This window comes from Mycetohabitans endofungorum, from assembly GCF_002927045.1.
GTDB lineage: Bacteria > Pseudomonadota > Gammaproteobacteria > Burkholderiales > Burkholderiaceae > Mycetohabitans > Mycetohabitans endofungorum.
The window spans coordinates 296,372-308,622 of sequence record NZ_PRDW01000002.1 but is presented as its reverse complement, the minus strand read 5'-3'; the positions used below and the strand labels follow the sequence as shown (position 1 = coordinate 308,622).

13 protein-coding genes and 1 tRNA gene are annotated in these 12,251 nt (G+C 63.6%); 9 read left to right on the top strand and 5 right to left on the bottom strand.

The features are described from left to right. The first annotated feature begins 49 nt into the window (after positions 1–49). Both rapZ and B0O95_RS03200 read left to right on the top strand, forming a co-directional pair. Positions 50–964: an RNase adapter RapZ gene (gene rapZ, locus B0O95_RS03205; protein ID WP_233203074.1), complete on the top strand. Its 915-nt coding sequence runs from the start codon at positions 50–52 to the stop codon at positions 962–964. A gap of 25 nt (positions 965–989) precedes the next feature. Next, positions 990–1,628, top strand: a complete 639-nt coding sequence (locus B0O95_RS03200) for an LON peptidase substrate-binding domain-containing protein (protein ID WP_104076579.1) — start codon at positions 990–992, stop codon at positions 1,626–1,628. Positions 1,629–1,656: 28 nt separating this feature from the next. Here B0O95_RS03200 and B0O95_RS03195 read toward each other — a convergent pair whose 3' ends face one another. Continuing rightward, a complete protein-coding gene (locus B0O95_RS03195) occupies positions 1,657–2,748 on the bottom strand; it encodes an A/G-specific adenine glycosylase (RefSeq protein ID WP_233203072.1) in 1,092 nt (363 codons plus the stop codon). Positions 2,749–2,832: 84 nt separating this feature from the next. Then, positions 2,833–3,663, bottom strand: coding sequence for a bifunctional DNA-formamidopyrimidine glycosylase/DNA-(apurinic or apyrimidinic site) lyase (gene mutM / locus B0O95_RS03190; protein ID WP_104076577.1), 831 nt, complete (start codon positions 3,661–3,663; stop codon positions 2,833–2,835). A gap of 91 nt (positions 3,664–3,754) precedes the next feature. On the opposite strand from mutM, the gene B0O95_RS03185 reads away from it, so the two are divergent. The 7 genes from B0O95_RS03185 (at position 3,755) to pth (ending at position 9,922) form a co-directional block, all read left to right on the top strand. Beyond that, positions 3,755–5,545 (top strand): tetratricopeptide repeat protein, encoded by a 1,791-nt coding sequence (locus B0O95_RS03185; RefSeq protein WP_104076576.1) that lies wholly within the window; start codon positions 3,755–3,757, stop codon positions 5,543–5,545. A 110-nt stretch (positions 5,546–5,655) separates the two neighbouring features. After that, entirely contained in the window at positions 5,656–6,240 is a 585-nt protein-coding gene (gene lolB / locus B0O95_RS03180) for a lipoprotein insertase outer membrane protein LolB (RefSeq protein ID WP_104076631.1), read from the top strand. A gap of 35 nt (positions 6,241–6,275) precedes the next feature. After that, positions 6,276–7,178, top strand: a complete 903-nt coding sequence (gene ispE / locus B0O95_RS03175; protein ID WP_104076575.1) for a 4-(cytidine 5'-diphospho)-2-C-methyl-D-erythritol kinase — start codon at positions 6,276–6,278, stop codon at positions 7,176–7,178. A gap of 52 nt (positions 7,179–7,230) precedes the next feature. After that, a tRNA-Gln gene (locus B0O95_RS03170) sits at positions 7,231–7,307 on the top strand. An 81-nt stretch (positions 7,308–7,388) separates the two neighbouring features. Further along, positions 7,389–8,342: a ribose-phosphate pyrophosphokinase gene (locus B0O95_RS03165; RefSeq protein ID WP_104076574.1), complete on the top strand. Its 954-nt coding sequence runs from the start codon at positions 7,389–7,391 to the stop codon at positions 8,340–8,342. Positions 8,343–8,528: 186 nt separating this feature from the next. Beyond that, on the top strand, positions 8,529–9,146 hold the full coding sequence (locus tag B0O95_RS03160) for a 50S ribosomal protein L25/general stress protein Ctc (RefSeq protein WP_104076573.1): 618 nt from the start codon (positions 8,529–8,531) through the stop codon (positions 9,144–9,146). A gap of 176 nt (positions 9,147–9,322) precedes the next feature. Then, positions 9,323–9,922, top strand: a complete 600-nt coding sequence (gene pth, locus B0O95_RS03155; RefSeq protein ID WP_104076572.1) for an aminoacyl-tRNA hydrolase — start codon at positions 9,323–9,325, stop codon at positions 9,920–9,922. A gap of 56 nt (positions 9,923–9,978) precedes the next feature. Here the strand turns inward: pth and B0O95_RS03150 are convergent, their stop codons facing one another. The 3 genes from B0O95_RS03150 to rsmD form a co-directional block, all read right to left on the bottom strand. Further along, positions 9,979–10,251, bottom strand: coding sequence for a YfhL family 4Fe-4S dicluster ferredoxin (locus tag B0O95_RS03150; RefSeq protein ID WP_104076571.1), 273 nt, complete (start codon positions 10,249–10,251; stop codon positions 9,979–9,981). A 208-nt stretch (positions 10,252–10,459) separates the two neighbouring features. Further along, positions 10,460–10,963, bottom strand: coding sequence for a pantetheine-phosphate adenylyltransferase (coaD, locus tag B0O95_RS03145; RefSeq protein ID WP_104076570.1), 504 nt, complete (start codon positions 10,961–10,963; stop codon positions 10,460–10,462). Positions 10,964–11,113: 150 nt separating this feature from the next. Then, positions 11,114–11,827 carry a 16S rRNA (guanine(966)-N(2))-methyltransferase RsmD gene (rsmD, locus tag B0O95_RS03140; RefSeq protein ID WP_104076569.1) on the bottom strand — a complete coding sequence of 238 codons (714 nt, stop codon included), beginning with the start codon at positions 11,825–11,827 and terminating at the stop codon, positions 11,114–11,116. Positions 11,828–12,251 lie beyond the last annotated feature (424 nt).

The following is a 12,251-nucleotide window of genomic DNA, read 5'->3' as shown; positions in this document are numbered from 1 at the left end:
CCCGAAGCGCTGCGGCGCTGCTATGATGAAACGCATGAACCCTGACTCGATGCGAATCATCCTGATCACCGGCATGTCCGGGTCCGGCAAATCGGTGGCGCTCGCGGCGCTCGAGGATGCCGGCTACTACTGCGTCGACAACCTACCGCCACGGTTCCTGCCGGAACTCGTGGCGTTCCTATCCCGGGAGGGACAGGCGCGGCTCGGCGTCGCGATCGACGCGCGCTCGGCGCGCTCGCTGGACGAAATGCCGGAAATTATCCGTGCCCTCGGCCACACTCACGACGTTCGCGTGCTGTTCTTGAATGCAAGCACGCAATCACTCATCCAGCGGTTCTCCGAGACGCGCCGCAAGCACCCGCTGTCCGCGTCAATGGCGGACGACGCGCTCGATGGCATACAGGCTTCGCTGGCCGATGCAATCGAGCACGAACGGGAGCTGGTGGCCAATCTGGCGGAATTCGGGCACCAGATCGACACCAGCAGCCTGCGCGCGAACACGCTGCGCGCCTGGGTCAAGCAGTTCATCGAACACGATCAAACCGGTCTCGCGCTAATGTTCCAGTCGTTCGGCTTCAAGCGCGGCATTCCGCTGGACGCCGATCTGGTATTTGACGTGCGGACTCTGCCTAATCCCTATTATGACCGGGAGCTGCGGCCGCTGACGGGGCTCAATCGGCCGGTGATCGACTTTCTTGCCGCCACGCCGCTGGTCGGCGCGATGATCGACGATATCGCCGAGTACCTGTCCAAGTGGTTGCCGCATTTCTGCGCCGACAATCGCGCGTACCTGACCGTGGCGATCGGCTGCACCGGCGGGCAGCATCGCTCCGTCTACATTGCCGAGGCACTCGCCGCGCGCTTCGCGAGCGACGCAAACGTGCTGGTGCGACATCGCGAGATCGCCGGCGCGCACGGTGGCAGCGCGTCGTTTGCCAGCACATCGGCCCGAGCGCCCGGCTAGCCGCGCCAAACCGAGCACGAAACGTATGTCAACCGTCCCGTCCGATACCCTTGCTAAGCTGCCTCTGTTCCCGTTGCGCACGGTGCTGTTTCCTGGTGGCCTGCTGCCGTTGAAGGTGTTCGAGGCCCGCTACCAGGACATGACCCGTGACTGCCTGCGCGATCATGCGCCGTTCGGCGTATGCCTGCTCAAGAGCGGCAGTGAGGTGATCCAGCAGGACGATCCGCCGGTGCCCGAATCGATCGGCTGTCTGGCCGAGATCGTCGATTGCGACGTGGAGCGTTTCGGCCTGATGCATATCCGCGCCCGAGGCACGCGCCGCTTCCGGTTGTTGTCGCATCGGACTGAGCCCAACGGCTTGCTACGCGGCCAGGTGCAGTTGCTGCCCGAGGACCGCCCGCTGAACGGCGACGAGCGCGTCGCGAAGTTCGGCGCGTGCGCAGAGGTGCTCGAGCGAATCGTTGCCACGCTGTCCGAGCGCAGCCCGGGCAATCTGCCATTCATCGAGCCGTACGCGTTCGACGATCCAAGCTGGGTATCCAACCGGCTCGCCGAAGTTCTGCCGATCTCCGCGCGCGCGCGGCAAAAACTGATGGAAGTCCTCGATGCTGGCGCGCGGATCGACGTCGTGCACCACTACATGCTGCAGCACCAACTGCTGTAACCTGCACCACCCACTGCTGTAGCCCGGGCTACAACAACGTTCCGTCCAGCGCATCGAGCAGCTTGCGCACCGGCGCGGGCAAGCCATAGTCGCCGATGGCATCCAGCCGCACCCATGCAGTGTCCGCCTGCGCGTCGCGCACCACGGCCCGCGGTTCGCCCACCAGTTGCGCGAGCCGCGGCTCGATTTCGAGGCGAAAATGCGTGAATGTGTGCGCCAGCGGGGCAAGCGGCGCCAGCACGACCGGCGCACCGCCGAGTTGCGCTGCACGCGCGGCGAGCGCGTCCGCGTCCGGCGCCTCGGGCAAGCTCCAGAGCCCACCCCAGATGCCCAACGGCGGGCGTTTCTCGAGCAGCACCTGATCGGCACTGCGCAGCACCAGCATCATCGTGCGGCGCGTCGGCACGGGCTTTTTAGGCCTAGCGGCCGGCAGTTCACGCTGCCGACCCGTCAGATTGGCCACGCACGCGTGCGCAAACGGGCAGCGGCCGCAAGCGGGCCGGCCGCGTACGCACAGCGTCGCCCCCAGGTCCATCAGTCCTTGCGTATACGCCACGATGGGCTCGACCAGTGCACCATCGTGCTGGCGTACGTTATCTGATGCGTCATTGGACGCCTCACCAGTCGCCTCACTGGACGCCTCGGCGGATGCGTCACTGGACGCCGGCAGCAACGACTCGGCTAGCGCCCACATCGCGGTCTCCACGCGCTTGTCGCCCGGAAAGCCGTCAATCCCAAAAATCCGCGCGAGCACCCGTTTGACATTGCCGTCCAGGATCGGCGAGCGCACGCCGAACGAGAATGCCGCAATCGCCGCCGCCGTCGAGCGGCCAATTCCCGGCAGTGACGCGAGTTGCTCAACAGTCTGCGGGAACACGCCGCCATACTGCTGGACGACGACCTGCGCGCACCGGTGCAGGTTGCGCGCACGGGTGTAGTATCCCAGTCCACTCCATAGTGCCATCACGTCGTCAGCCGCGGCAGCCGCCAATGCGTGAACGTGCGGAAAACGCGCGAGGAACCTCGAATAATACGGAATCACCGTCGAGACCTGCGTCTGCTGCAGCATGATCTCGGACAGCCAGACTCGATACGGGTCTCGGCTGCGCTGCCACGGCAGGTCGTGCCGCCCATGCGTGCACTGCCACGCGATTAGGCGCGGCGCGAAGTCAGCTGGTTCTATGTTGGCCTCCAAGGGGTCGATTTAGCGCTGGCAGCGCGTGCAGTAATAGGTCGAGCGCTGCCCTTGCACGATGTGCCGGATCGGCACACCGCAGGCATGGCAAGGCAGGCCGGCCCGATCATAGACGAAATAGTCGAGCTGGAAATAACCACTCTCGCCGTTGCTGCCAACGAAGTCGCGCAACGTGCTGCCACCTTTGTCGATTGCCGCCGCCAGTGTCGCGCGAATGGCGTCGGCAAGCAGTTCATAGCGCGGCAGCGACACTCGTCCCGCCGGCGTACTCGGCCGAATGCCGGCGCGAAACAGGCTCTCGGATGCATAGATGTTGCCCACGCCGACGACGATGTCGCCGGCCATCAGCGCCTGCTTGATCGACACCGTGCGCCCGCGCGTGCGACGATGCAGCAGTGTGCCCGAAAACGCGCTCGAAAAAGGCTCGACTCCAAGGCTGGCCAGTAACGGATGCTCGAGCACGCCGCCCGACGCGCGCGGGTGCCACAACACCGCACCGAAGCGGCGCGGGTCGCGAAAGCGCATCACGAACTCATCGAAGATCCAGTCGATATGATCGTGCCGGGCGGCGGGCGGCAATGCGGGCAAGTTGCGCAACACGCGCAGCGTGCCGGTCATTCCCAAGTGCACGATGAGCCATCCGTCGTCCAGTTCGAACAGCAGGTACTTGCCGCGCCGTTCCACTTTGTGGATCACGCGTTGCTCAAGCTCGCGCGCCAGCGTGGCCGGCACCGGCCAGCGCAGCGCGAAATTACGCACGTCGACGCGCTGCACGCGTCGTCCAGCGACATACGGTTCGATTCCGCGTCGCGTCACTTCAACTTCCGGCAGTTCTGGCATGTCTAACAGGCAGGCGGGTGGACACACCGTGGTCCACGCCCGCTATTGTAGCCACCGCGTTACAATCCATCGAAACATTGACTGGATTTTCATGAACCTGCTTCTTGCCAAGCTGCTCCACCGAAGCCCAGCGCGCCCGGCGGCAGCGGCCGCGTTGCTTGCCGTCTCGCTCGTGCTCGCACGGCCCGCCGCCGCGCAGGACAACGACTCGCCGGAATTGACCGATATCATCAGCATGCCGACGCCCGATGAGCAGAAGGCGCTACCGCGCCTGCCGCTGACTAGTCAGGTGGTCTACCAGGTGCTGGCTGCCGAGATCGCCCTGCAGCGCAACCAGCCCGCGCCAGCCTACCAAACTTATCTGGCGCTGGCCCGCGACACGACGGATCCGCGCTTCGCGCAGCGCGCCACGGAAATCGCGCTGCTTGCGCAAAGCCCGGCCGACGCGCTGAACGCGGCACAGCTGTGGCAACAGTACGCGCCCCAGTCGGACCGTGCCGCGCAAATCGATGCTTCGCTGCTGGTGCTGGCCGGCAAGCCCGACGAAGCCAAGCCGCTGCTGGAGCAGCAATTGGCCAAGGTCGCGCCGGACCATCGTGCCAATGCGCTGATCGGGCTGCAAATGCTGCTGGCGCGCGGACCGGACCGCACCTCGGGCCTGCATGTGCTGCAGAATTTGTTGCGCCACGACATGGACAAGCCAGAGGCGAACTACGCGATCGCCCGGCAGCAGGCGCTTGCGCAGGACCGCGATGGCGCGCGCCACTCGCTGCAAACCGCGCTGAAGGAAAAGCCCGACTTCCTGCCCGCGGTGCTGCTGCTCGCGCAGCTCGGGCCGCAGGATCGCGCGGAGGCCACGCAGCGGCTGTCGCAATACGTGCGGAAGAATCCGCAGGCGCGCGAGGCGCGGATGTCGCTCGCCCAGTTGTATCTGGCCTGCGACCAGTTGGACGACGCAAAGGTCGAGTTCACGCGACTGGCCAACGACGACAGCCACGACCTGCTGCCATTGATGGCGCTCGCGCTGATCGAGATCCAGCAGCGGCACTTGCCGAGCGCGAAGCAATACCTGCAACAGTACGTCGCTGCCGCGCAGCGCCAGCCAAACGCCGATCCGGGCCAGGCATACCTCTATCTGGCGCAGATCGCGCTCGAGCAAAAGGATGACCAGGCTGCGTCGCAATGGCTGGACAAGATCCCGCCCGGAAGCACGCAATACCTGGCGGGACAAATCACGCGCGCGCAGATCATCGCCCGCGACGGCAAGATCGACGACGCGCGCAACCTGCTCGCCAGACTCAAGCCGGTGGCGCCGCGCGAAGCGGCGCTGATCGCGCGTACCGACAGCGCGATCCTGTTTGACGCCAAGCGCTATGCCGAGGCCGAGGCGCGGCTCGCGCAAGCGGCTAAGGCGTTCCCGGACGATCCGGACCTGGCCTACGACTACGCGATGGCCGCCGAGCGCAACGGTCACTACGACGTAATGGAAAAGCAATTGCGCGATCTGATCCGGCTGCAACCGGAAAACCCGCAGGCTTATAACGCACTTGGCTATTCGCTCGCGGACCGCAACCAGCGGCTGGACGAGGCCAACAAGCTGATCGAGAAAGCATCGTCGCTGGCACCGGACGATGCGTTCATCATGGACAGCGTCGGCTGGATCAAGTATCGGCTCGGCGACAAGGCCGGTGCGGTGAAGGTGCTGCGTCGCGCGTACGACTTGCAGCCGAACGCGGAGATTGGCGCGCATCTGGGCGAGGTGCTGTGGGAAAACGGCGATCGCGACCAGGCCCGCGCGGCGTGGCGCGACGCACGGAAGCTGGAACCGCGCAACGACACGCTGGTCAAGACGCTGAAACGTTTCCAGATCGACGACCTGTGATGAACCAAGTTCCACTACTGGCCGGCGTGCGCGCCCGGCCTGCTCGTCGTGTTTCGTCTGTTCGCCGCGTGTTGCGCGGCGCCGCTGGCGGCCTGCGGCAGTCGCGCGCCATGCGCCACTGGTGTGGCGCGATCGGGCTCGCTGCGCTGCTGGCTGCATGCGCGACGCCACAGCGGCCTACTGCGCCCGTTGACGACACAGGCGGCGCGCAGACGAGGCAAACTGTACACGCGTACCATGGACGCTTCGCGGTCAGCTACGAGGACCAGAATGGGCAGCCGCGCAACGCGTATGGCAATTTCGATTGGCAGGAAATCGACCGGACCGTCAAGCTGCAATTGCTGAACCCGTTCGGTCAGACGCTGGCCATCATCGCGTCAGCACCAGGATTGGCCACCCTCGAGTTGCCCAACAAGGCGCCACAGATGGCGCCAAGCGTATCCGAGCTGATGCAAGGCACGCTGGGCTTCTCGCTGCCGGTCGAAGGACTGCGCTACTGGTTGCAGCCATCCGTGTCGCCGGACTCGCGCGCCTGGACGTCGACCGACGGCGCCGGCCGCCTGAGCCGCGTCGAGCAGGACGGTTGGACGATTGAATACCTGGCGTACGCCGACGCGCCGGCAAGCCGCGTCAAGCGCGTGAACCTGACGCGGCAGGCGCCACCGCTGTCGGTCAAGCTCGTACTGGACCAATAAGCCGCGCACAGGCATCCACGACGCGATGAGCCCCCATGACTGAAACCGAAGACATGCTGCGCGACTGCGCAGCCCCCGCGAAGCTCAACCTTTTCCTACATGTGACTGGCCGCCGCGAGGACGGATATCACGAGCTACAGACGGTGTTCCAGTTGCTGGACTGGAGCGACGTGCTGCATTTCCGGCGCCGCGACGATGGCACGGTGCGCCACCTGCGGCCACTGGACGGGGTCCCCGAGCAGGCTGACCTAAGCGTTCGAGCGGCAAGGCTGTTGCAACAGCACAGCGGTTGCCGCTACGGTGTGGAGATCGACATCGACAAGCGCCTGCCGATGGGGGCCGGCATCGGCGGCGGCAGCTCGGATGCGGCAACCACGCTGCTCGCGTTGAACCGGCTGTGGCGGCTGTATCTGCCGCGTGCGACGCTGCAAGCCCTGGCACTAGAACTGGGCGCCGACGTGCCGTTCTTCGTGTTCGGGCGCAATGCCTTTGCGCAAGGCGTGGGCGAGCAACTGCAACCGGTTCAGCTGCCAGCACGCACGTTCCTGGTGGTTAAACCCGCGGTACATGTGCCGACCGCTGAAATTTTCCGCTCCGAGGCGTTGACAAGAGACACCAAACGCATCACAATTATGGACTTTCTTGCACGGCAAAACATCGCTGATGACAATAAGGCAAGCGAGGCGGGTTGGCCAGATAATTTTGGCCGAAACGACATGCAGCCGGTTGTCGCAGGAAAATATGCAGAAGTGGCGCAAGTGTTGGATTGGTTTTCGACAATCGCGCCAGCCCGTATGACGGGATCAGGTGCGAGTGTGTTCGCAGCATTTTCCAGCAGGGCGGAAGCGGAGTTGGCGCAAGCAAAGCTCCCCGCCGGCTGGCAAAGTGCGATAGCATCGAGTCTGGACCGCCATCCGTTGTACACTTTTGCGTCATAAAAGGTTTCGCCGCGTCGGGTTCGAGAGTCCCGGCCAGGCAGACGGTTCGTGTAGGGGAGTCGCCAAGTTGGTTAAGGCACCGGATTTTGATTCCGGCATTCGAGGGTTCGAGTCCTTCCTCCCCTGCCAGTTACCCATAGCGCGGGCATGATCTTGCCCTAGCGCCACACGCTCCATCCCATGCCACGCCCCCCGAGTAGCAGGTGCACGATGAACAGTGACGGCCTGATGGTATTTACTGGCAACGCGAATCCCTCGCTTGCACAGGAAGTCGTCAAGACCCTGGGTATCCCTCTTGGCAAAGCGATGGTCAGCCGCTTCTCGGACGGGGAAATCCAGGTCGAGATCCAAGAGAACGTCCGCGGCAAGGATGTATTCGTCTTGCAGTCGACCTGCGCGCCGACGAACGACAACCTGATGGAGTTGATGATTATGGTCGACGCGCTCAAGCGCGCATCGGCCGGACGGATCACGGCAGCCATCCCCTACTTTGGCTATGCGCGGCAGGACCGCCGCCCGCGCTCGGCGCGCGTTGCGATCTCCGCGAAGGTCGTCGCTAACATGCTGGAAATCGCCGGTGTCGAACGGATCATCACGATGGATCTGCACGCCGATCAGATCCAAGGTTTCTTCGACATTCCGGTTGACAACATCTACGCGACGCCGGTGCTGCTTGGCGACCTGCGCAAGCAAGCGTACGACGAGCTACTGGTCGTGTCGCCGGATGTCGGCGGCGTGGTACGTGCACGCGCGCTGGCAAAGCAGCTGGACACCGATCTGGCGATCATCGACAAACGCCGCCCGAAAGCGAACGTCGCCGAGGTGATGAACATCATCGGCGAAGTTGAGGGTCGCACGTGCGTGATCATGGACGACATGGTCGACACTGCCGGCACGCTGTGCAAGGCCGCACAAGTGCTGAAGGAGCGCGGCGCGAAGAAAGTGTTCGCGTATGCGACGCACCCGGTGCTGTCCGGTGGCGCGATCCAGCGCATCGCGGACTCAGCGCTCGATGAGCTGGTCGTGACGGACACCATTCCGCTGGGCAAGGATGCACTGGAATGCTCGCGGGTTCGCGCATTGTCATGCGCCGGCCTGCTGGCTGAAACTTTCTCGCGGATTCGCCGTGGCGACTCGGTGATGTCGCTGTTCGCCGAACATTGAGAATAGCTGTATTCCGGCAAGGCTGCCATCGAATGGCGCTGCCGGCCCGCGGTGCGCAGTCACGAACGCGCGCCGCGTATTTCGGGGCCGACTGGATCCGTGTCGGATTCGATGGCCCCGTTTTGATGACCCGGGCAATTTGCCCGGACCCACTGCCTGGTCGCGGGCAGTCATTGGAGAGACAACATGAAAGTAGTCGCTTTTGAGCGTAGCCAGCAGGGAACGGGTGCGAGCCGCCGCCTGCGCAATGCCGGCAAGACGCCGGGAATCGTATACGGCGCTGGCACCGAACCGAAGTTGATCGAGTTGGACCATAATGCGCTGTACCACGCGCTGAACAAGGAAGCGTTCCATTCGTCGATTCTCGATCTCGAGATCGCCGGTGCGACCGAACAAGTACTGCTGCGCGACGTCCAGTACCATCCGTTCCGTCGACTGGTGCTGCACGTGGACTTCCAGCGTGTCGACGCAAAGACGAAGATCACGGTGAAGGTCCCGCTGCACTATATGAACCAGGAAGGCTCGCCGGCGGTGAAACTCGGTGGCGGCGTGATCACGCACGTGCTGAACGAAATCGAAGTATCGTGCCTGCCGGGCAACCTGCCCGAGTTCATCGAAGTCAACCTGGCCAACTTCGGGTTGAACCAGTCGCTGCACGCGAAAGATGTCAAGCTGCCGGCCGGTGTCGAACTGACGCCGCACGTCGAGCAGGAAAACCCAGTGATCGTGTCGGCGACGCTGCCTGCTGGCGCGGTATCGGATGAAGCAGATGAATCGTCGGAAGGCGACACGCCGGCTGCATAACGCAGTACGGACACTGCATACGGGGACGCAATACTGCGTACCCGTCACATAATAGAATTGATCCTCTCGATCCGCTGGTACGATGCGACGAAGTCGGATCAGCGGGACGAAGTGACCCGCCGAGGCCATGCCCGGCGGGTTTTTTTTAACCGAATTCACAAGCGGGCACGACCGTCATGATCAAGTTGATCGTCGGCCTCGGCAATCCGGGCGCCGAATATGCGGCCACGCGGCACAACGCGGGATTCTGGTTCATCGACCAGCTCGCACACAAAGCAGGCGCCACGCTGCGCGGCGAGCGGCGCTTTCACGGCGCCTATGCGAAGGTGCGCCTGCACGGCGAAGAAATCCACTTGCTGCAACCACAAACGTTCATGAACCGGTCCGGGTTGTCCGTGGTGGCAGTGGCACAGTTCTTCAAGATTCTGCCCCAATCCATCCTCGTCGTTCATGACGAGTTGGATTTGCCGCCGGGCGTCGCGAAACTGAAGCTAGGCGGCGGCAGTGGCGGACACAACGGCTTGAAGGATATTTCCGCTCATCTGTCGACGCAGCAATATTGGCGTCTACGTATCGGCATTGGCCATCCACGGGACCTAATTCCGGAGGGCGCGCGCGCGGGCGCCAAACCTGACGTGGTCAATTTCGTGCTGAAACCGCCGCGCAAGGAGGAACAGCAACTCATCGACGCAGCCACCGACAAAAGTCTTGCGGTGATGCCGCTGATCGTCAGCGGGGAAATGGAACGCGCGATGATGCAACTTCACCGCGCTTAAGCACGATAGAGAGGCCGCAACGGCGGCACAGGACGATTAGATTGGCGCGGAGTGGCTCAGCGCCCGCCGTCAGCGCGCTCATCGGCCGCCATCAGCGCACGATACTTGTCCATTAGCTGCTCGCGGGTCTCAACCCGCTCGGGGTTCACCGGGATACATTCGACGGGACACACCTGAACACACTGCGGCTCGTCGAAATGACCGATGCACTCGGTGCATTTATTCGGATCAATCAGATAGATTTCCGACCCCATCGAAATCGCGCCGTTCGGACACTCGGGCTCGCAGACGTCACAATTGATGCACTCGTCGGTAATCATCAAAGCCATACGGCCACCAACTTTCCGAGAAAAAACAATACATTATAACTTTTCTGGCCTGCTTCCCGGCTGCGCAACGTTGCGTGTCAGCGTAACGTGAGAATGTCCGGTCCGTGCAAAGTAAGAACGTCCACTCGGTGGCCTCCGAGCCAGGCGCGATAGACCGCACCGCTTCGACAATACCGCTGCCGCTGCGTCAGTGGGCGCAAGCGGTACTTCAACCACCGGCCTCGGCACCAGAGGCTCCAGCGACCTTGTCCTTGAGCCACCTCTCCACCGAAGGAAACACAAATTTGCTGACATCACCGCCCAATTGCGCGATTTCCCGCACAATCGTGCCCGAAATGAATTGATATTGATCGGACGGCGTCATGAACATCGTTTCGACGTCCGGCAGCAGATAGCGGTTCATTCCCGCCATCTGGAACTCATATTCGAAGTCCGACACGGCACGCAGGCCGCGCACGATCACCCGGGCATTGTGGGCGCGAACAAAGTCCTTGAGCAACCCCGAGAAACTCATCACTTTCACGTTCGGATAGTGACCCAGCACCTCCTGCGCGATGTCCAAGCGCTCCTGCAACGAGAAAAACGGCTTCTTGTTGCGACTGTCGGCGACTCCGACCACCAGCGTGTCGAAAATGCTCGAAGCACGGCGCACGAGATCTTCATGACCGCGAGTGAGCGGATCGAACGTACCGGGATAGACCGCAACTACCATCAATATTCTCCTCTCGCTTAACAAGCCGGCGGCACGATGCGCGGTCGCGCTAGCACTCACCGCCAATGCCCGGCGGCAAGCGGGGCCGGTACAGCGGTGGCCGGCGTGACGTCGCGGTAAAACGCCGCCAGCTCGTTTTTGGAACGCGCATTATTCACCATTTTCGCGCCGCAGCAAATGATAATGCACCGCGCCGGCGCGCGCGTGGCGTACGATGCGCCATTCCTGCAGCGACGGCCAGCCGGGCGTGGCAGCGACGCCCTGCTGCGCTTGAGCGTCCCGCACCGCAGCCAATGGCGCACCGGATTCGACATAGACCGCACCGCCGGGCGCCACCAGCGGCAACACAAGCGTCAGCGCGCGCCCAAGCAGGTCGGCATCGAACGGCGGGTCGACGAACACGACGTCGAACCCCGCCGGCGCGAGGCCGGCCGCCAGCCGCAACGCATCGGCCTGCACGATTTCGATCGCCTGTGCATCCAATTTTTGCCGGATCGCGTTTAGTTGTGCAGCCGCGCGCCCATCGCGCTCGACCATCATCACACGTTGCGCGCCACGCGATGCAGCTTCGAAGCCAAGCGCCCCGGTGCCGGCGAATAGGTCCAGGCACACCAGGCCATCCAGTTGCTGGCCCAGCCAGTTGAACAAGGTTTCGCGTACACGGTCTGGCGTCGGCCTGAGCCCCGCCAGATCAAGCACCGGCAGCGGCGTACGCTTCCAGACACCGCCGATGAGGCGGACCTGGTGCGGCGCGTGACGCGTCGCGGCAACGCGGCGCGATGCTGCGGCACCGGCGGCACGCGTTTGCGCACCGTCGGGGGCAACAAAAGGCGCACGGGCGCGCGTGCGGGGCGAATGGTTCATCGATTCATTCCATTAGGCTGTCGTGACGCGGGAACGGACGCCGTCGCCGCGCGCAACCAGCCATCCTCCCGCGCCGGGGTTGGGAGAGGGCAACCTTACCATAGCCGGAGCGCAAGCTCAGAAGCACATGCGGCGCTCTGCTAAAATGTCCGGTCTGCCACCGGCGCTCCGTTGCCGGCCTCGACGTCGCCCGCCCGCGGCGCGCGTACCGCCACATTGCGAACCATGTTCAGCTTTTTCAAACGATTCAGGAAGAGCGATGCGTCCAGCCAGAAGCAAGACGCGCCCGTAGCGGATTCCGCCTCGCAAACCACCCCGTCCGGCACGCCGGCCGCCCCAGACGCGTCTGAAGCGCGTGGTGCGCCGGTCGCGCCAGCTGAACCGGCTGCGCCTGCTACGACCACTGCGCCTGCTGCAACCACTG